This window comes from Novosphingobium sp. 9U, assembly GCF_902506425.1.
Lineage (GTDB): Bacteria > Pseudomonadota > Alphaproteobacteria > Sphingomonadales > Sphingomonadaceae > Novosphingobium.
The window spans coordinates 362,834-379,906 of the sequence record NZ_LR732504.1; the positions used below are offsets into that span (position 1 = coordinate 362,834).

Genomic DNA, 17,073 nt, shown 5'->3' on the forward strand with positions numbered 1-17,073 from the left:
CCAGCAAAGCTAGGGAACCGGGCACGATGGCGGACGGTTCTTCGCTGCGATGAGGGGCAAGGCGGACTCGCTGTGAAGATCGCGACCTACAACGTGAACGGCGTGAACGGCCGCCTCCCCGTGCTGCTGCGCTGGCTGGAGACGTCCGCGCCCGATGTGGTCGTGCTGCAGGAGTTGAAGGCGCCGGACGCCAAGTTCCCGGCCGAGGCAATCGCCGGTGCCGGTTACCAGGCAGTGTGGCATGGGCAGAAGAGCTGGAACGGCGTCGCCATCCTCAGCCGGGTGGGCGAGATACACGAGACGCGCCGCGGGTTGCCGAACGACCCGGACGCGTCGCAGAGCCGCTACATCGAAGCGGCAGTCAACGGCGTGCTGGTCGGCGGGCTTTACCTGCCCAACGGTAATCCTCGGCCCGGCCCCAAGTTCGACTACAAGCTGGCATGGTTCGAGGCACTGATCGCGCATGCGGGCGAGTTGCTCGCGTCAGGTCTGCCTGTCCTGCTGGCGGGCGACTTCAACGTCATGCCGACGGACCTCGACGTCTATAAGCCCGAGCGCTGGACCGACGATGCCCTGTTCGCGCCCGAAGTGCGTGCCGCTTATGCTCGCCTGGTCGATCAGGGCTGGACCGATGCCCTGCGTGAGCGGCACCCGGGTGAGACGATCTACACCTTCTGGGACTATTTCCGGAACGCATACGGGCGCGATGCAGGCCTGAGGATCGACCACCTGCTGCTCAGCCCGGCACTCGCGGGCCGGCTTAAGGACGCACAAGTCGACAAGGACGTGCGCGGCTGGGAAAAGACCAGCGACCATGCGCCGGTGTGGATCGAATTGGGGGATTGATCTCGGCGTTCCCAAATGGTGTCGCCGCCTTTTCCTTCGTCATCCTCGTGAAGGCGAGGTTTTCATGACTTTGCGCGCTACGCCAAACTCCTGAACGTCACCGACCAGCGCGGCTGCTCCATCGGCACGATGCTGTGCTCCCAGCCATGCCGCACCTCACCCGACAGATGGTAGATCGAGCGCGGCGGCAGCGGCAGGGCAACGCGCTGGAAACCGCCGGGCTTGCGCCGCCGCAGCCGCATGCTGGCCTCGGCGCCCAGCGAGACACCCACGACATGCTCGAACACCGGGCGGTCCTTGTGCCAGCCAATCCCGGCGCCCGGATCGTAGCGGATCAGCAGCGCCTGCACGAGCGTGTCCGGCGCGAGCCGTGCGAACTTGCCCGCACGTTCGCGCAACGGCAGCAGCCAGTCCGGGATCGGCGCAGCCTGGGCGAAGCGGCCGTCCTCGAAATCGTAGGACCAGCCGAACGAGTGCGTCAGGCGCTTGCCCTCCCAACCTTGAAAACGGAAAGGCGCCAGCGCCTCGGCATCGATGCGGGCGATCAGTTCTGATTCTTCATCGGCATTGATCAGATCGACTGCGCTCGATAGCCCGGGCACCAGAGGAAGGTCGAACAAGCCGAACAGGTCAGCCATAACCTGCTCCCTCCCCGTTTGTGTGTTTGACCTGCTCACGTGCCCGATATGGACACGCCCGCACCGTCTCGCCACCGCGCTTGCCCGGCCCCCTTGCGCTCGGCTATCAGCGGGCTTTGCCCCCCAAGCGAAAGGCTTGATCCTTGATCTTCCTCACCCTGTTCGAGATCGTCGGCTATATCATCTCGGTCATCGTGATGCTGGTGATCGTCCAGTTCGTGCTGAGCCTGCTGATCTCGTTCAACGTGGTCAACATCCACAACGACTTCGTTGCCGCCGTGTGGAAGGCGGTGAACGCGCTCCTCGAGCCGCTTTTCCGCCCCATCCGGCGCATCATGCCCAACACCGGTGCGATCGACTTCTCGCCGCTGGTGCTGATCGTCGGGCTCGAGATCCTGCGCATTATCCTCAAGAACCTGGCCATGGCCTCGGTCTCGGGCGCGCTGTGAGCGAGACCGTTCTGGAGAACTCGGCCGTGAACAGGCGCATCGACGGCAAGGCCTTCGCCGAAAGCCTGCGCCTGCGCGTCGCCGATGCCGCTGCCGGCTTTGAAAGCGCAACCGGGCGCAAGGCCGGCCTCGCCGTGGTGCTGGTCGGCGAGGATCCGGCCAGTCAGGTCTACGTGCGCTCGAAGGGCAAGCAGACCCTGGCCAGCGGCATGGAAAGCTTCGAGCATAAGCTGCCTGCCGACACGTCCGAAGCGGACCTGCTGGCGCTGGTCGCGCGGCTGAACGCCGACCAGGCGGTCGACGGTATCCTCGTGCAGCTACCCCTGCCCGCGCACATCGACGAGCAGAAGGTGATCGCCGCGATCAGCCCCGACAAGGACGTCGACGGTTTCCACGTCATCAATGCCGGGCGCCTCGCGGTCGGCCAGCCCGGCTTCGTGCCCTGCACGCCGCTCGGCTGCCTGATGCTGCTGAAGGACCGGCTGGGCTCGCTCTCCGGCCTCGACGCAGTGGTAATCGGGCGCTCCAACATCGTCGGCAAGCCGATGGCACAACTGCTGCTGGGTGAGAGTTGCACTGTCACGGTGGCACATAGCCGCACCAGGGATCTGCCCGAAGTCGTGCGCCGCGCCGACATCGTCGTCGCCGCCGTGGGCAGGGCCGAGATGGTCAAGGCCGACTGGATCAAGCCCGGCGCGACCGTGATCGACGTCGGCATCAATCGCGTGCCCGCGGCAGAGGAGGGCAAGACCCGCCTGGTCGGCGACGTGGATTATGCCGGCGTATCGCAAGTCGCAGGAGCGATCACGCCGGTGCCGGGCGGCGTCGGCCCGATGACCATCGCGGTGCTGCTGCGCAACACGCTGGTCGCTGCGCATCGCAATGCCGGGATCCCGCTCGCCGCGGACGCTCTGTGAGGATGCGGGCGCTCGTCCCTGCGGCGCTGATCGCGGGAGGGCTGATCGCCGGCGGCCTGATCTCGGCCGCCTCTGCCCGGCCCGAGCGCCCGCAGATGCGTTTCGCCAGCCCGGCCAAGGCCATCGCGGCGGAGATCGCGTTTGCCCAGCTCGCCCAGCGCAAGGGGCAGTGGACCGCGTTTCGCGAAACCGCCACCGAGGACGCAGTGATGTTCGTACCGCAGGCGGTGATCGCACGCGATTGGCTCAAGCGGCAGAAGAACCCGCCGGCCTCGGTCGCCTGGCAGCCTTACCAGACCTGGCTCAGCTGCGACGGGACGCTCGCGGTCAACATGGGGCCTTGGCAGCGGCCGGATGGTTCGCAAGGCTACTTCACCACCGTGTGGCAGCGACAGAAGAAGGGCGAATACAAGTGGGTCATGGACCAGGGCGATGTGCTGGCAACGCCGCTGGCCGCGCCCGAGATGATCGCCTCTAGCGTCGCCGCGTGTGACCGCAAGCAGGCCCGCCCGCCTGCTGGTGCGATTGCGCCCGGCGGAACGATCGCCCCCGCCCCAACATTTCCCGCCGGCACGCGCGGCGGATGGAGCGAGGATCGCACGCTCAGCTGGGCTGTCACCGTCGCGGCCGATTGCAGCCGCGCGCTGACTGTCAGCCTGTACCGCGGGGCGGGTAAGCCGCTAGAAACCGTGCTGGAAAAGCGCGTTGCCGCCCTGCAGCCTGCCGCAGTGTGTCCGCTCGCATGATCGGCGGCGATCTCATGGGGCTGTTCGTCTCGGCCTTTGTCACGCTGTTCGTGGTAATCGATCCGCCGGGCTGCGCACCGATCTTCGCCGGGCTGACCAGCGGCGCCAGCCACGTCCAAGCGCGAGCCATGGCGGTGCGCGCCTGCTTCATCGCTGCGTGCATCCTGTTCGTCTTCGCGCTGTTCGGTGAAAAGCTGCTCGCCTCGCTGCACATCGAGTTGAACTCGTTCCGCATAGCGGGCGGCATCATGCTGTTCCTGATCGCGCTGGAGATGGTCTTCGAGAAGCGCACCGAGCGCCGCAACCAGCGCGCCGAGAAGGTCCGCGCGCATGGCGAGGAGACGCCCGAAATCCCGGATGTCTCCGTATTTCCGATGGCGATGCCGATGCTGGCAGGCCCGGGCTCCATCGCCACCACCATGCTGCTGATGAGCCGTGCGCAAGGCACCGAGGCGACGCTGGTGATCCTGGCTGCATTGTCCGCGGTTCTGCTCTGCGCGCTGGTGGCGCTGATCGCAGCGCTGCCGCTGATGCGGCTGGTGGGCGATCAGGTGGAAGCGGTCATCTCGCGCCTGCTGGGCGTGCTGCTCGCAGCACTGGCGGCGCAGTACGTGATCGATGGCTTGCGCGAGGCGATGGCAGTGTGACGTCGTCCGGGGTCAAGCCCGGGACGACGGAGTTCGGCCGATCTACTGCAACGTGACCCCATCCTCGTCGCCACCCTCAGGTCGGCGGCCGAAGAACTGCATCAGCTGCACCAGCAACTCGCACCGCTCCGACACGCCGTTCGCCTCCAGCAGCGCCTGCTTGGCAGCCGGATCGAAGGGAGCGATCTGCGAGACGCCGTTGATCAGCGACTGGTCGTCCAGCCGCGAGACCTGGTCCCAGTCGACGCTGTAGCCCTGCGCATCGGCGAAGCGGCGCGCCTCGCGCTCGAAGCTGGCGCGTTCGACGGCAGCGAGAGACTGGTTCTCCGCATCGAACAGCATTTCGGCCTCGACCTGGCGGAACGGCGTGGAGACCTCCAGCTCGCGCAGGATGCGGAAGCGGGACTGGCCTTCCAGGATGATGTTGTAGCGCCCATCCTCCATCGCCTCGACTTCGCCGATGCGGCCCAGGCACCCGATCTCGAACAGCGGCGAACCTTCGACGGGCCGCTGCGGCTGGACCATCCCGATCAGCCGGTCGCGCACCAGCGAGTCACCGACCAGAGCACGGTAGCGCGGCTCGAAGATGTGCAACGGCAGCTGCAATCCGGGGTAGAGGATCGCGCCAGGCAGGGGAAAGATCGAGACTCGCGCCACCCGCTCAGCCGAACAGGATCGTGGAGAGCTTGCGGCGCGTGGCGGCGACCCACGGGTCTTCCAGGCCGATCGCCTCGAACATCTGCAGCAGCTTGGCCTTGGCCGCGCCTTCGCTCCACTCGCGATCGGCGCGGATCATCGCCAGCAGCGTCTCGGCCGCCTCTTCCCGCTCGCCGGCAGCGAAGGCCGCGCCCGCAAAGGCCAGCTGCGCATCCATGTCGGCGGGACGCTCAGCCGCAGCAGCGCGCAGCGCCGCCAGTTCGCTGTCATCGGGACGATCCTTGGCCAGCTCCAGGGCCGCGCGGGCACGCTCGATCTGCGGGTCGGCTGCCAGCTGCGGATCGAGCTGCGCCAGCAGCGCCTCGGCCTCATCAAGATGACCGGCGAGGATCAGGGCACGCAGCAGGCCGGCATTGGCATCGGCACTTTCGGGCGCCATGTCGATGATCTGTGCGAAGATGCCGGCCGCACGTTCCCCATCTCCGCTTGCGAGAACCTCCTCGCCCATCGCCAGCAACGGCGCGAGATCGGGTGCGGGTTCATCGCCGGCCTGCACCGGCAGCTTGGCAAGCAGCTGGTCGAGCAGGCCCTTGAGCTGCGATTCGGTACGTGCGTTGGTTAGGTCGGCGACCGGCTGCCCCTGAAACAGGGCATAAACGGTCGGGATCGAGCGGACCTGGAATTGCGAGGCAATGAACTGGTCTTCGTCGACGTTGACCTTGGCCAGGATCACGCCCTTGTCGGCGTATTCGGCGGCGACCTTCTCCAGCACCGGCGTCAGCGCCTTGCACGGGCCGCACCACTCGGCCCAGAAGTCGAGGATGACCAGCTTCGTCATGGACGGTTCGGCCACGTTCTGGCGGAACCGGTCCACGGCTTTCTGCTCTTCGAGGTTGAGGCCCATGCTCGCCAAAGTTCCGTGCTCCCGCAGAGATCCGTTCGGCGCCCTAGATCGCGATCCGGGCTGCCTTTGTGAAGGGCGAATGCGCGCCGCAAGCCAGCGTTCCACGCAATCTTGGCAAGCCATGCTTTTTTGCCTTGCGGCCTGAGATAACCGTTGCTAGTTGCGCGCCTCACCCCGGCCCACCGCCAGTTCGGCAGCGGGCCGCGATCGTTCGAGCGGGCGTAGCTCAGGGGTAGAGCACAACCTTGCCAAGGTTGGGGTCGAGGGTTCGAATCCCTTCGCCCGCTCCAGCGGATCGCACTTCGGTGATCCCCATCGATGAAATGAGCGCTGTCGGCCGCTTGACTTTTCGCGACTGCGAAGATTGATTCAGCTCATCGCGCCGCCACTTCCTCTTGCCTCAGAGGCGGGATCAAGGCCAGCGGTGCTGCATTTGCGAGACGTACGAAGCCGCCAACTTGCGAGAGCATCTCTTGAACGCCGTTGTCCCGTCCCGTCACTTTGCCCATGCCCACCATTGGGGCATCAAGGCCGCGCTTGCAGAACTGCCGCTGTCCAGCAATCCATACCGCACGCCCAAGGATCGGGCGGCATGGGTGGCCGGTTATCACCAGGCCAGCGCGCCCGCACTGATCATCAATCGATAGGATTGTCCCGGCGGCTCGTGGGGCCGAGCCGGCTTACTGCTGCACGATGGAACTGCGCTCGATCCGCCAGACCAGCTGAAGCTCGCTCGCACCCGGCACGTCGTTCGCTCGGCGCAGCACGATCGTGCCGCGACGCGAATCGCGCCCATCCTGGAAGTCGATGGTGACGGGCGCCTCATAGTAGAGCGATCCTGCGGCCGTGCCCGCGTCGCCCCGGCCGACGGCGATCTTGGGACCCGCCGCACCGCCGAACTCCGCTTCCAGCTTCTCCGGCGTCATCAGCGCGTCGAGCGACCAGGCCTTGGCTGCCGAGCCCCAATCGCCGACCCGCACCGCGTTGGTATAGAAGCGCAGCAACCGCTCCGGGTCACGCCGCTCCTGCAGCGCGCCCATGTCGAGCCCGGCGGCGATACCCGCCTCGGTGCCATCCGAAGCGTCGGCACTGGGCTGCGCTTCGGTCTCCGTCGGCACTACGCTCTCGCTGGCCGCAGGATCGGCAGGCGCGGCAGTCTCGCCCCCCTTGCACGCGGAAAGAGTGGCAAGCGATCCGGCAAGGAGGATCGGCAGCAGTCTAGCAGCTCGGCTTGGCATGATGTCGCATCGGCCCTTCGCTTCGGGGTTCCTCCCCACGGAACGCATTCAGCCCGCGCGGATGAGCGTGCCGGCGCCTTCCTGTGTGAATATTTCGAGCAACATGGCGTGTGAGACACGCCCGTCAAGCACGACGGCAGCCTCGCAGCCCGCTTCCACTGCCATGAGGCAGGTTTCGAGCTTGGGGATCATGCCCCCCGAGATCGTGCCGTCTTCCTGCAGCCGCGCGACATCGGCGGGGCGAAGGTCGGTCAGCAGCTCTCCCTGCTTGTCGAGCACGCCGGCTACGTCGGTGAGGAGGAACAGCCGCGAGGCCCCGAGCGCCGCCGCGATGGCGCCGGCCATCGTATCGGCGTTGATGTTGTAGGTTTGCCCGTCCGCGCCCGCGGCGATCGGCGCGATCACCGGGATCATGCCGACGGCCGAGATCGTCTCGATCACGCTCGTGTCGATCATGTCGGGTTCACCCACGAAGCCGAGATCGATTGCCTTCTCTATGTTGCTGTCCGGGTCCTTGGCGGTGCGCTGCACCTTGCGCGCGGTAACCATGCCGCCGTCCTTGCCCGACAGGCCCATCGCCCGGCCGCCCGCTTGCGTGACCCAGCCGACGATCTCCTTGTTGATGTTGCCGCACAGGACCATCTCGGCGACCTGCGCGGTCTTCGCGTCGGTGACGCGCAAGCCGTCGATGAACTGCGATTCGACGCCCATCGTCTTCAGCATGGCGCCGATCTGCGGCCCGCCGCCATGGACCACCACCGGATTGATCCCCACGGCTTTCAGCAGCGCGACATCCTCGGCAAAGTCGCGAGCGAGTTCGGGATCGCCCATCGCGTGGCCGCCATACTTCACCACGAACGTGCGCCCGGCGTAGCGTTGCATATAGGGCAGCGCATCGACGAGCGTGGCGGCCTTTGCGAGCAGGGCGGGATCGTGGGGCTGTGTCATGGCGCGCGGCTTAGGGGGATGGGATGCGGAATTGAAGAGGCTTTGTCCGTCAGGTCAGCCGGCTGGCTTCGCCGGCCGGCTTCTCGTCACGAGCGATCCAAGCGTCGCCCCAGCTGCACGAACAGCCAGATGAACGGCGGCACCATGATGGTCGAGAGCACCAGCTTGGAGATGATCTGCCCCTCCATGATCGCACCCACCGGCATCGGCTGGCCGCTAGCGTCGACGGTGCCGTAGAATGAGATCGTGATGAAGATCACGGTATCGACCACCTGGCTGAGCAGGCTGGCGATCCAGGCGCGCACGATCAGCAGCTTGCCGCTTCCGCCCGCCAGCTTGGAGAACAGGTAGACGTTGAGCGTCTGCGAAATGCCGTACGAGCACAGGCCGGCGAACTGCATTCGCGCACCTTGGCCGAGCAGCCGCGCATAGGCCTCCTGGTCGCCCCAGAATGGTGCCGGCGGCACAACGTGGATCACGAGGGAAAGCAGCACCATGGACACGATGAGCGGGATGAAACCGAACCGCACTAACCGGTTGGCCGTCGCCTGCCCGTAGAGTTCACTGATCGCGCTCGACATTACGACGAGGAGCAGAAAGGCGAAGATGCCGCTCTCCACCGCCAAGTCGCCGAGCACGGGCCAGTGGCCGAGCGAGGCCAGCTTGGTGCCAAGCACACCGGCGAGCACGACCAGGCCGCCATAAAGCAGCGAAAAGACGAACAGGGCGCGGGGGATGATGACGGTGCGAGGGTTGGACTGCATCGGCGGTGGTGTAACGGGCGACGAGCTTTCGGGATAGAGGGTGGTTTGTGCTCCCTGCCCCTCTATTACCGACGCGGCAGCAGTGCGGGGCAAGGCGCCTCCTCGCCGAATTTTCGGCGAAGAGAAACCGCTAGCTCTCCGCCCGCCGCCCGCCTAGTTTCGCCCACAAGTTCAAACACCGAACCAGGAATCCGCGCTTGATGCATGTTGCCTATAGCCTCTTTGGCATCGGACTTATCATGCTTGCCGCGTTCCTGCTCTCGACCGACCGCCGCGCCATCCGCTTACGCGTGGTGGGCGCGGCCTTTGCGTTGCAGGCGGGGTTCGCGGCGCTGGTGCTCTATGTGCCGTTCGGGCGCACCGTGCTGGGCGGCGCGGCAAGCGGTGTGGAGAGCCTGCTCGGCTATGCGCATGCCGGCGTCGAATTCCTGTTCGGCAACCTGGCGAGCCCGGAAGTGGGCGGCACCAGCTTCGCCATAGCGGCGCTGCCGGTGATCATCTTCTTCGCCTCGCTGATCTCGATCCTCTATTACTTGCGGATCATGCCGCTGGTGATCCGCTGGATCGGCGGCGGGCTGGAGAAGATCACCGGGATCAGCAAGATCGAGAGCCTTTCAGCGGCTTCCAATATCTTCGTCGGCCAGAGCGAATCGCCCTTGGTGGTGCGTCCCTACCTCGCCGGCCTGACGCCTTCGCAGCTGTTCTGCCTGATGACCGTGGGCTTGGCCGGCGTCGCCGGCACGATCCTGGCGGCCTATGCCAGCATGGGCATCCGCATCGATTACCTGGTCGCGGCGGCGTTCATGTCCGCGCCAGGGGGCATCTTCATGGCCAAGATGATCATGCCCGATCCGCGACCGAGCGACGTGGCGCAGGCCGATGCGCTGGTGGACCACGACAACCCGCCCGCCGGCATGGCCGCGGCCGCGCTCAACCGCGCCGACGTGACGCATCAGCCCGGCGTTCACGAAGTGGACGCGCAGAGCGACATCCCGGTCGAAGTGCCTCACGACGAAGAGCGCCCCGCCAACATCATCATGGCCGCAGCCCAAGGCGCGCAGACCGGCGTCGGGCTGGCGGTGGCGGTCGGCGCGATGGTGCTGGCGTTCGTGGCACTGATCGCACTCGCCAACGGGCTCGTCGGCTGGATCGCCAGCCTTTTCGGCGCCAGCGGCGTGACCTTCCAGCTGCTGCTCGGCTACATCTTCGCGCCGGTGTTCTACCTGCTGGCGACGCCCGACTGGCACGAGGCGCTGCAGGCCGGCGGGCTGTTCGGCACCAAGATCGTGCTCAATGAATTCGTCGCCTTCATCGAACTCGGCAAGGACACCGGCCTGTCCCCCCGCACCGTCGGCGTGGTGACCTTCGCGCTGTGCGGCTTTGCCAACTTCTCCTCGATCGCGATCCAGATGGCGGTGACGGGAGGCCTCGCCCCCAACCAGCGTCCGGTCATCGCGCGCCTGGGCATGCGGGCGCTGGCGGCAGGCAGCCTGTCCAATCTGATGAGTGCGGCGCTGGCCGGACTGTTCCTGGGACTGGGCTGAAGAACGGCGTTGTCCCCGACCTCGACCCGGGACGACGCTGGCCGGCAAGTCAGCCGGCGCTGATCTCTTTCTGCACGAAGGCAAGGTAGGCCTTCATCCAGCCGGCCAGGAACTCGCGCGAGCGTTCATGGATGGTGTGATCCTCGGCGATGAGGTCGTCCTTCCACTGGATGTAGGCCTCGGGCTGGTCGAGCACCGGCATGTCGAGGTAGGCCAGCACCATGCGCAAGTGCGACTGGCCGATCGCGGTGCCGATCGGCCCGGGCGAGGTGCCGATGACGCCCGCCGGCTTGCCCTTCCAGACGCTCTGGCCCCACGGCCGTGAGCCGTGGTCGATCGCGTTCTTCAGCACGCCGGGGATCGAGCGGTTGTATTCGGGCATGGCGAAAAGCACGGCATCGCAGCTCTTCACCAGCTCGCGCAGGGCGACCACGCTGGCGGGCGAGTCCTCGTCCTGGTCCTGACTGTAGAGCGGTAGCACGCCGATGTCGGCGAACACGAATTCGTGCCCCTGCGCCTCGGGCAAGTGGATCAGCGCGTGGGCAAGGCGCTGGTTGAACGATCCCTTGCGCAGCGAACCGACGAGGACGCAGATCTTGTGCGACATAGCATTCTCCGAGCGGGCAACGTGCGATGCGGCACAAACCCGCGGCGTGTGCCTGCGTTCCTTCCTGCCTACGTGTCGCGTTCAGTGTAGCGAGATCACACCGTCCACGGCGCGCCACTCGCTCGGACCGATCAGGTGCTGATGGGCGATGCGCACGGAGTGCAAGCGCCCCTCGATCTCCCGCCGCCAGTGGTCGAGGAACTTGCGCAGTTCCGGAAAGCGCGGTGCCAGATCGTACTGCTGAAAGGCGAACAGCTGCAGGAGCCTGGGATGGTCGGGCAGATAGTAGTGCACCTCGATCGTGGTGAGGCCGTAGCCTTCGAGCTGCATCAGGAAGTCGCTTCGCGCCATGTCCCTCCTTTCGCACCGCGCCGTGTTCGCGGTGCAGCGTCATGAGGATGCCACAAGCGCGATGACGGTCAAGCGGGTCGGACTTCAGGGTCGGCGGGGCACCGGCGGGCGGTGGTAACTGACGTCGTTGCGGTCGCGGCTGGCCTGGCACGGCGCCTCGGGCTTGTAGGCGGTAGAGGGATGTGGCGCGATCTCGGCGCGAGGCACGTCATATGTGCCCTCGACCAGCGTGACCCGGTTGGCGATGCGCCACTCACCCCCGCGCTTCTGAAGGTGATCGACGTAGCGCCCGGTCGACATGAAGTGCGGCCCTTCCGCCGCAACTCCGGAGAAATGGTAGTAGGTCTCGCAGTAGGCGTCACCACCCTGGAGATCGCAGACGTGGTTGAGGACGGCGTGCTGGGTGGCCTCGAACATCAGCGTCGTGCCGTCCGCCCAGGTGACGAACGCGTCCGGCGTGCCGACGAAATGGCCGTGATCCTCGATCGCATCGTCCCAGTAGCACGAGCGGGCGAGCTCGTTGTCCAGCCGGTCGAGCCCGCGCGCGTAGCGCAGCAGGACCTGGTGGATCTCGTGGCGGTCGATCAGTTCGGCCAGCTTGTTTTCGTTCATGGGCCCTCTCCTCTGCCGGGAGGTCTGCCTTGACCGATCCTCCCCTGCAAGGGGAGGTCGCAGTCCGCAGGACTGACGGAGGGGTGTCCACGCTAGCGAAGTGCGCGGCCGAGAGGGTTACACCTCTCCACCACCGCCTTCGGCGGCGGTCCCCTTCCCCTTGCAGGGGATCTCTTCAGATCAAGCCCGCACCGCCGTCGGGTTGGTCTCGCAGGCGTCGTTGGCCTTGTTTCCTCCGTGACCCAGCAGCGCGATCGCCAGGAAGCCGGCGATCACCAGCGCGACGAAGCCGATGGTGACGAGGCCCAGGTACTTGTCGATGAACTTCTTGATCGGCGCGCCGAACAGGCGGAACAGCACGCCCACGATCATGAAGCTGATCGAGCGCGAGATCACGCTCGCGCCGATGAAGATCAGCAGGGGCATGCCGATGAAGCCGGCGGTTATGGTGATCAGCTTGAACGGGATCGGCGTCGCGCCCTTCACGATGATGATCTCGGCGCCGTACTCGCGCAAGTAGCACGCCGCCTTGGGGAAGCTCTCCGCAAGACCGAGTGCGTGCAGCAGCGCCTGGCCAAATGCCTCGTAGGCCAACGCGCCGATCGCATAGCCGAGCAGCCCGCCAACCACCGATCCCAGCGTAGCGATCGCGGCGAAGCGGATCGCTTTCTTCGGCTCGGCCAGGCACATCAAACCCAGCAGTGGATGCGGCGGCACTGGAAAGAAGCTCGCCTCCATGAAGGCGAAGGCAGCCAACCACCAGGCGGCGTGCGGGTGCGAGGCCTTGGCCAAGGTCCAGTCGTACAGGCGGCGCAGCATGGTCGATGTCCCCGATCACCGCAGTCATGCGGTCCCCTGCCATCGTGCCTAGCAGCAAACCTAGGCGACGCAAGCAGCATAACCAATATGGCACTTTGTTCTTGACATCGGCAGGCGCTTTGGGTACATAAAAGGAACACCGCAGCGAGCCGATCGATCGGCCTCCCTCCGCCAAGCCAGGAAACAAGACCCATGCAGGACACGCAAGTGCCGGCGCCCAGCCGTGCGCCCGACACGGCCGATGAGAACGCCTGGCGCGCCGTGTTCCTGGCGCACCTGGCTGCCAGTTCGAACGTCGCCGCCTCGGCCCACGAGGCGAAGGTCTCGCCCACCAAGGTCTATGACGCGCGCCGCCGCGACCCCGGCTTCTACCGCGCCTGGCAGGAAGCCTTGTGCGAGGGCTACGAGCACCTGGAGATGGCACTGGTCCAACGCCTGCGCGATGGCGAGATCAAGCCGGCCAGCGGCGCAAAACGCGGCACCCGCGTGTTCGACAATGCCACCGCGCTGCGCCTCCTGGTGGCGCATAGGGACTCGGTCGTGCGCCAGCAGGCCTTGCGCGATGTCGAGGACACCGGCGCCATTCTGGAGCGCATCAACTTGCGCCTCGATCGCCTGCGCACGGCGCGGCTTCCTGCACCCGAGACGAAGGACGGCACCGATGGCTAACTCTGCGCGTCTGCAAGCTCTGCTCGACATGGACCCTGAGGAACGCCGCGCCGCGCTGGCCCGGATGTCTGAGGAGGAGCGCAAGGAATTCAGCTGGCACTGGGAGCTCTGGGCTCGCACCGAGCAGCTTGCGCCCCAGGGTGACTGGCGCACCTGGCTGATCATGGCCGGGCGCGGGTTCGGCAAGACCCGCGCCGGCGCCGAGTGGGTACGCGCGGTCGCCGAGAACGATCCGGAGGCGCGCATCGCCCTCGTCGCCGCATCGCTGCCCGAAGCGCGAGCGGTTATGGTCGAGGGCGAGAGCGGCTTGCTGGCAGTCTGCCCGCCACGCCGCCGGCCGCTTTACGAGCCGTCGCTGCGGCGGGTCACCTGGCCCAACGGTGCGCAGGCGCTGCTGTTCTCCGCCGGTGAGCCGGAGTCCTTGCGCGGCCCCCAGCACAGCCACGCTTGCGGCGCAGGCACAAAAGGAAGTCTTCCACAACGAAGCACTGGCGCGGATCGACGCACTGATGCATGCTGCCGTCGAGGGCGAGATCAGCGAGCCGCCGACCATCGCCCCGGACGGACAATCATGGCTGGTAACCGCCGACGCGATTGGCGAGTGGACGGGCCATGACCATGCAATTGCCATGCGCCAGGCAGGCCAGTGGCTCTTCGCGACGCCCGCTACCGGGATGCGCGTCTACGACCGTGCGAGCGGCCAATTCGCCGTATTTTCTAGCGGCTGGCAAAAAGCTGACGCCATTGTGGAACCATCAGGAGGTTTGATGGTTGATAGCGAGGCTCGGGCCGCTATCGGAGCGCTGCTCTTGGCTCTCCGGGCGTCTGGTCTTCTACCCTCTGCCTGACGGCAGGTATAACTGACAGGGGTCGATTGTGTTGTTCGCTCAGCGGTATAGCCTTTGCGAACGGCTCTCGATGTATGGTGGCGTGACGTTATTGCAACAGTCACGGTCACTGTGCGCTTGCGCAGTGTCTACGGAGGGGGTAGATGCTCAATTACTCGGTGGCTCCAAATCTCTGAATAGGGGAATAATATGAGGAAACTCGTTATTGGCTTGGCGCTGGCTTCTACGGCCATCGCCACGCCTTCGTTCGCGCGCGACGACGCGTGGTACATCGAAGGTGACTTCGGTGCAGTTCTTGTCGAAGATTCCAGCTTCGACATCGCGGGCATCAACAACGCCGCGTCGCTCGACCACAAGTACGGCTATGATGGCGGCGTCGCGATCGGCTACGACTTCGGTCCGTTCCGTCTCGAAACCGAAGGCAGCTACCGTCGCGCCAAGGCTGACGAGTACACGACCGGAGCCGGTACGTTTGACGTTCGCGGCCACGCCAGCGCTCTGTCGTTCATGGTCAACGGCCTGCTCGACTTCGGTGCCGATGACGGCATCCAGGGCTTCGTCGGCGGCGGTGTCGGCGTTGCTCGCGTTCACCAGGACATCATCCTGACCACGACGCCGGTCGACGACAACGACACCGGCTTCGCATGGCAGGCACTGGCAGGCGTTCGCGCTCCGATCACCGATCGGATCGATCTCGGCCTGAAGTACCGCTTCTTCAACGCGGATAACGTCAACCTGGTCGGTACCAACGGTGCGTCGTTCGACACGCGCTTCCGTTCGCACTCGCTGTTGGGCACGATCGGCTACAACTTCGGCGGTGCCGAAGCTGCTCCGCCGCCGCCGGCTCCGGTCTGCAACAAGGGTCCGTACATCGTGTTCTTCGACTGGGATAAGTCGGACATCACGCCTGAGGCTGCGACGATCCTCGACAGCGCCGTCAGCGCTTATGCAAACTGCGAGAGCGTGCCGATCATGCTGGCCGGTTACACCGACCGTTCGGGTTCGACCCAGTACAACCAGGGTCTGTCCGAGCGTCGTAACGCCTCGGTGCGTTCGTACCTCACCAGCCACGGCATTGCCGACGGTTCGATCTCGAGCCAGGCCTTCGGTGAAAGCAACCCGCGCGTCCCGACTGCGGACGGTGTTCGCGAGCTGCAGAACCGTCGCGTCGAGATCACTTACGGTCCGGGTTCGGGCATGTAAGCGACCGGCAACGGTACAAAGATCGGGGGTCGGAGCAATCCGGCCCCTTTTCTTTTGCCTGCTGTAAAGGCTGACCTTCAGCCAAGTCGCCTACGGTGTTGTCGCTCCGGAGTGCTCTCCGCGCGGACAGGCGGAGCACATCCCAAGCGCAATGCCGAGGACGTCGATCCGCGCAATTGGATCAGCAAGCGTCCAGCTTCCTAGCCTCTTCTTCATCATTCCCGCAAAGGCGGGGATCCATCTCCAGAGGTTTCCTGTCAGGCAGCTCCAAGAACGGCCCTCTCCCTCCGCGAAAACGATGAAGGGTGCCCTTGCCTTCGATAAGGAGGACGAAGACGATAGCGGTAGCCCAACATCGTTGGCGCTGATCCCTTAGAGTTGCCGCAGCTTCAGGCCGCGTAAGCCGTTCGGTCGGTGACACCGGCGTCGGCAAAGCCAGCCTTGCGCAAACGGCAGCTGTCACACAGCCCGCAGGCCAAGCCTTCAGACGTCGGATCGTAGCACGACCAGCTCATCGCCGGGTCGAGGCCGAGCCTGTCTGCTTCGGCGGCGATCTCCGCCTTGCCGAGGAACTGCAGCGGCGCGTGGATTTTGAACGGCGATCCCTCGGCGCCCGCCTTCGTCGCAAGCTCCGCCAGTTGCTGGAAGCCGGCGATGAACTCGGGCCGGCAATCGGGATAGCCGGAATAGTCCAGCGCATTGACCCCGATAAAGATGTCGCACGCGCTCAGCGCCTCGGCCCAAGCCAGGGTCAACGAGAGGAACACAAGGTTGCGAGCGGGCACGTAAGTGACGGGAATGTCATCGCCGATCCCAACCTTCGGCACTGCGATGTCGTCGGTCAGCGCCGATCCGCCAAACTGCCGCAGATCCAGCGGCAGGATAACATGGCGAGCGGCCCCGATCGCCTCGGCTATAACCCGCGCCGCGTCGATCTCACGCCGGTGGCGCTGGTTGTAATCAATTGTCAGCGCGTGAACCTGGTACCCCGCTTCGCGAGCAAGACCGGCGACGACCATCGAGTCGAGGCCCCCGGATAGCAGGACAACGGCCGCACGGCCGTTCGATTGGGCAATCTGTGGCATGCGCGAGCATGTAGGCGTTCAGCCCGCCTCGCGAAAGAGCCGCGCGATCAGCTCGTGCACGACCCTACTCGGCGGGCCTCAGCCGCGAACGCGAACGGCAGGCCCTGTGCAATGCCCTGCGTGTCGATCTGCACAAGGCTGTCGGACTCGCGCCGGATCTGCGTGCGACCGTAGCCATGCCCGCGACAGGTATACTGCACCGTCACCTGGCTATCGGTGTCCTCGACGGTGATCCGGCTGCAGTTCTGGCCCGGATGACGCAGCTGGATCAACCGCCGCGCATCGCGCAGACACATGCGGCGCGGCACCGACGCTTCATCGTGAAGGCGCAGTTCCCAATCGCCCGGTTCCAGCCGATCGAGCATGGCAAGGCCGCGCACTTGCGCGATGACCGATCCGGACGCCATCGCGCCGGCCGCGCAAAGCGCGATGGCGGCACAGGTCAGGGCGTTCTTGGCCTTCATCCTCGTCGTAGTCCTGGATAGTCGCGTCGGGTTGCTGGGAATGCCTGTCGCGCGGGCACGGTGTACCACGCGCGCAACTCTCGTCCAAGCGCCCGATTCTGTCGACGAACGGCTAGT

At 65.7% G+C, this 17,073-nt stretch carries 22 protein-coding genes, 1 tRNA gene and 1 pseudogene; 12 read left to right on the plus strand and 12 right to left on the minus strand.

Annotation, left to right across the window (positions count from 1 at the left end):
• Positions 1-72: 72 nt before the first annotated feature.
• On the plus strand, positions 73-846 hold the full coding sequence (xth, locus tag GV044_RS18505; RefSeq protein WP_159873588.1) for an exodeoxyribonuclease III: 774 nt from the start codon (positions 73-75) through the stop codon (positions 844-846).
• Positions 847-923: 77 nt separating this feature from the next.
• Here the strand turns inward: xth and GV044_RS18510 are convergent, their stop codons facing one another.
• Positions 924-1,484, minus strand: a complete 561-nt coding sequence (locus tag GV044_RS18510; protein ID WP_159873590.1) for an alpha-ketoglutarate-dependent dioxygenase AlkB — start codon at positions 1,482-1,484, stop codon at positions 924-926.
• 143 nt (positions 1,485-1,627) lie between these two features.
• Here GV044_RS18510 and GV044_RS18515 point away from each other — a divergent pair, with 143 nt between their 5' ends.
• From GV044_RS18515 to GV044_RS18530, 4 genes are read left to right on the plus strand one after another with little or no spacing between them, the layout of a single operon-like run.
• Positions 1,628-1,933, plus strand: a complete 306-nt coding sequence (locus GV044_RS18515; protein ID WP_159873592.1) for a YggT family protein — start codon at positions 1,628-1,630, stop codon at positions 1,931-1,933.
• Entirely contained in the window at positions 1,930-2,850 is a 921-nt protein-coding gene (gene folD / locus GV044_RS18520; protein ID WP_371741649.1) for a bifunctional methylenetetrahydrofolate dehydrogenase/methenyltetrahydrofolate cyclohydrolase FolD, read from the plus strand. The genes GV044_RS18515 and folD overlap by 4 nt, the downstream gene beginning before the upstream one ends.
• A 2-nt stretch (positions 2,851-2,852) precedes the next feature.
• Entirely contained in the window at positions 2,853-3,596 is a 744-nt protein-coding gene (locus GV044_RS18525) for a hypothetical protein (protein WP_159873594.1), read from the plus strand.
• Positions 3,593-4,243 carry a MarC family protein gene (locus GV044_RS18530; RefSeq protein ID WP_159873828.1) on the plus strand — a complete coding sequence of 217 codons (651 nt, stop codon included), beginning with the start codon at positions 3,593-3,595 and terminating at the stop codon, positions 4,241-4,243. The genes GV044_RS18525 and GV044_RS18530 overlap by 4 nt, the downstream gene beginning before the upstream one ends.
• Positions 4,244-4,285: 42 nt before the next feature.
• Here GV044_RS18530 and GV044_RS18535 read toward each other — a convergent pair whose 3' ends face one another.
• On the minus strand, positions 4,286-4,900 hold the full coding sequence (locus tag GV044_RS18535) for an LON peptidase substrate-binding domain-containing protein (RefSeq protein WP_159873596.1): 615 nt from the start codon (positions 4,898-4,900) through the stop codon (positions 4,286-4,288).
• Between the two features lie 4 nt (positions 4,901-4,904).
• Positions 4,905-5,804, minus strand: coding sequence for a tetratricopeptide repeat protein (locus GV044_RS18540; RefSeq protein WP_159873598.1), 900 nt, complete (start codon positions 5,802-5,804; stop codon positions 4,905-4,907).
• 215 nt (positions 5,805-6,019) lie between these two features.
• Between GV044_RS18540 and GV044_RS18545 the strand changes: the two genes are divergently transcribed.
• Both GV044_RS18545 and GV044_RS18550 read left to right on the plus strand, forming a co-directional pair.
• A tRNA-Gly gene (locus tag GV044_RS18545) sits at positions 6,020-6,094 on the plus strand.
• Positions 6,095-6,277: 183 nt separating this feature from the next.
• Positions 6,278-6,451 (plus strand): hypothetical protein, encoded by a 174-nt coding sequence (locus GV044_RS18550; protein WP_159873600.1) that lies wholly within the window; start codon positions 6,278-6,280, stop codon positions 6,449-6,451.
• Positions 6,452-6,484: 33 nt separating this feature from the next.
• Here the strand turns inward: GV044_RS18550 and GV044_RS18555 are convergent, their stop codons facing one another.
• The 3 genes from GV044_RS18555 to GV044_RS18565 all read right to left on the minus strand — a co-directional run bounded on the left by GV044_RS18555 (position 6,485) and on the right by GV044_RS18565 (position 8,754).
• On the minus strand, positions 6,485-7,042 hold the full coding sequence (locus GV044_RS18555) for a hypothetical protein (protein ID WP_159873602.1): 558 nt from the start codon (positions 7,040-7,042) through the stop codon (positions 6,485-6,487).
• A 48-nt stretch (positions 7,043-7,090) separates the two neighbouring features.
• A complete protein-coding gene (gene argB / locus GV044_RS18560) occupies positions 7,091-7,990 on the minus strand; it encodes an acetylglutamate kinase (protein WP_159873604.1) in 900 nt (299 codons plus the stop codon).
• A gap of 86 nt (positions 7,991-8,076) precedes the next feature.
• Complete coding sequence (locus tag GV044_RS18565) at positions 8,077-8,754, minus strand: queuosine precursor transporter (protein WP_159873830.1); 678 nt, start codon at positions 8,752-8,754, stop codon at positions 8,077-8,079.
• Positions 8,755-8,954: 200 nt separating this feature from the next.
• Here GV044_RS18565 and GV044_RS18570 point away from each other — a divergent pair, with 200 nt between their 5' ends.
• Positions 8,955-10,298 carry a NupC/NupG family nucleoside CNT transporter gene (locus tag GV044_RS18570; RefSeq protein WP_159873606.1) on the plus strand — a complete coding sequence of 448 codons (1,344 nt, stop codon included), beginning with the start codon at positions 8,955-8,957 and terminating at the stop codon, positions 10,296-10,298.
• A 49-nt stretch (positions 10,299-10,347) separates the two neighbouring features.
• Here GV044_RS18570 and GV044_RS18575 read toward each other — a convergent pair whose 3' ends face one another.
• The 4 genes from GV044_RS18575 to GV044_RS18590 form a co-directional block, all read right to left on the minus strand.
• The gene (locus GV044_RS18575) at positions 10,348-10,905 is read right to left on the minus strand and encodes an NADPH-dependent FMN reductase (protein WP_159873608.1); all 558 of its coding nucleotides are present in this window, start codon (positions 10,903-10,905) and stop codon (positions 10,348-10,350) included.
• Positions 10,906-10,986: 81 nt separating this feature from the next.
• Positions 10,987-11,256 carry an usg protein gene (locus tag GV044_RS18580; protein ID WP_159873610.1) on the minus strand — a complete coding sequence of 90 codons (270 nt, stop codon included), beginning with the start codon at positions 11,254-11,256 and terminating at the stop codon, positions 10,987-10,989.
• An 84-nt stretch (positions 11,257-11,340) separates the two neighbouring features.
• Positions 11,341-11,868, minus strand: a complete 528-nt coding sequence (locus GV044_RS18585) for a nuclear transport factor 2 family protein (RefSeq protein ID WP_159873612.1) — start codon at positions 11,866-11,868, stop codon at positions 11,341-11,343.
• 180 nt (positions 11,869-12,048) lie between these two features.
• Complete coding sequence (locus tag GV044_RS18590) at positions 12,049-12,687, minus strand: YqaA family protein (RefSeq protein ID WP_159873614.1); 639 nt, start codon at positions 12,685-12,687, stop codon at positions 12,049-12,051.
• Between the two features lie 192 nt (positions 12,688-12,879).
• Between GV044_RS18590 and GV044_RS18595 the strand changes: the two genes are divergently transcribed.
• The 4 genes and pseudogenes from GV044_RS18595 (at position 12,880) to GV044_RS18610 (ending at position 15,407) form a co-directional block, all read left to right on the plus strand.
• Entirely contained in the window at positions 12,880-13,356 is a 477-nt protein-coding gene (locus tag GV044_RS18595; protein WP_159873616.1) for a hypothetical protein, read from the plus strand.
• A gap of 28 nt (positions 13,357-13,384) precedes the next feature.
• Positions 13,385-13,804: pseudogene (locus tag GV044_RS18600) on the plus strand (terminase large subunit domain-containing protein); the annotation flags it as partial.
• 61 nt (positions 13,805-13,865) lie between these two features.
• On the plus strand, positions 13,866-14,204 hold the full coding sequence (locus GV044_RS18605) for a DUF2793 domain-containing protein (protein ID WP_159873618.1): 339 nt from the start codon (positions 13,866-13,868) through the stop codon (positions 14,202-14,204).
• Between the two features lie 189 nt (positions 14,205-14,393).
• The gene (locus tag GV044_RS18610; RefSeq protein WP_159873620.1) at positions 14,394-15,407 is read left to right on the plus strand and encodes an OmpA family protein; all 1,014 of its coding nucleotides are present in this window, start codon (positions 14,394-14,396) and stop codon (positions 15,405-15,407) included.
• A gap of 389 nt (positions 15,408-15,796) precedes the next feature.
• Here GV044_RS18610 and queC read toward each other — a convergent pair whose 3' ends face one another.
• Both queC and GV044_RS18620 read right to left on the minus strand, forming a co-directional pair.
• Entirely contained in the window at positions 15,797-16,492 is a 696-nt protein-coding gene (queC, locus tag GV044_RS18615; RefSeq protein WP_159873622.1) for a 7-cyano-7-deazaguanine synthase QueC, read from the minus strand.
• Between the two features lie 47 nt (positions 16,493-16,539).
• A complete protein-coding gene (locus GV044_RS18620) occupies positions 16,540-16,956 on the minus strand; it encodes a DUF3617 family protein (protein WP_236555090.1) in 417 nt (138 codons plus the stop codon).
• Between the last annotated feature and the right edge of the window lie 117 nt (positions 16,957-17,073).

Excerpts from the sequence above, each read along its gene's own strand:
- GV044_RS18510 (WP_159873590.1), bottom strand. The coding sequence starts at position 1,484 with ATGGCTGACCTGTTCGGCTTGTTCGACCTTCCTCTGGTGCCCGGGCTA.
- GV044_RS18525 (WP_159873594.1), top strand. The coding sequence starts at position 2,853 with ATGCGGGCGCTCGTCCCTGCGGCGCTGATCGCGGGAGGGCTGATCGCC.
- GV044_RS18530 (WP_159873828.1), top strand. The coding sequence starts at position 3,593 with ATGATCGGCGGCGATCTCATGGGGCTGTTCGTCTCGGCCTTTGTCACG.
- GV044_RS18540 (WP_159873598.1), bottom strand. The coding sequence starts at position 5,804 with ATGGGCCTCAACCTCGAAGAGCAGAAAGCCGTGGACCGGTTCCGCCAG.
- GV044_RS18555 (WP_159873602.1), bottom strand. The coding sequence starts at position 7,042 with ATGCCAAGCCGAGCTGCTAGACTGCTGCCGATCCTCCTTGCCGGATCG.
- argB (WP_159873604.1), bottom strand. The coding sequence starts at position 7,990 with ATGACACAGCCCCACGATCCCGCCCTGCTCGCAAAGGCCGCCACGCTC.
- GV044_RS18565 (WP_159873830.1), bottom strand. The coding sequence starts at position 8,754 with ATGCAGTCCAACCCTCGCACCGTCATCATCCCCCGCGCCCTGTTCGTC.
- GV044_RS18570 (WP_159873606.1), top strand. The coding sequence starts at position 8,955 with ATGCATGTTGCCTATAGCCTCTTTGGCATCGGACTTATCATGCTTGCC.
- GV044_RS18575 (WP_159873608.1), bottom strand. The coding sequence starts at position 10,905 with ATGTCGCACAAGATCTGCGTCCTCGTCGGTTCGCTGCGCAAGGGATCG.
- GV044_RS18580 (WP_159873610.1), bottom strand. The coding sequence starts at position 11,256 with ATGGCGCGAAGCGACTTCCTGATGCAGCTCGAAGGCTACGGCCTCACC.
- GV044_RS18585 (WP_159873612.1), bottom strand. The coding sequence starts at position 11,868 with ATGAACGAAAACAAGCTGGCCGAACTGATCGACCGCCACGAGATCCAC.
- GV044_RS18590 (WP_159873614.1), bottom strand. The coding sequence starts at position 12,687 with ATGCTGCGCCGCCTGTACGACTGGACCTTGGCCAAGGCCTCGCACCCG.
- GV044_RS18595 (WP_159873616.1), top strand. The coding sequence starts at position 12,880 with ATGCAGGACACGCAAGTGCCGGCGCCCAGCCGTGCGCCCGACACGGCC.
- GV044_RS18605 (WP_159873618.1), top strand. The coding sequence starts at position 13,866 with ATGCATGCTGCCGTCGAGGGCGAGATCAGCGAGCCGCCGACCATCGCC.
- GV044_RS18610 (WP_159873620.1), top strand. The coding sequence starts at position 14,394 with ATGAGGAAACTCGTTATTGGCTTGGCGCTGGCTTCTACGGCCATCGCC.
- queC (WP_159873622.1), bottom strand. The coding sequence starts at position 16,492 with ATGCCACAGATTGCCCAATCGAACGGCCGTGCGGCCGTTGTCCTGCTA.
- GV044_RS18620 (WP_236555090.1), bottom strand. The coding sequence starts at position 16,956 with ATGAAGGCCAAGAACGCCCTGACCTGTGCCGCCATCGCGCTTTGCGCG.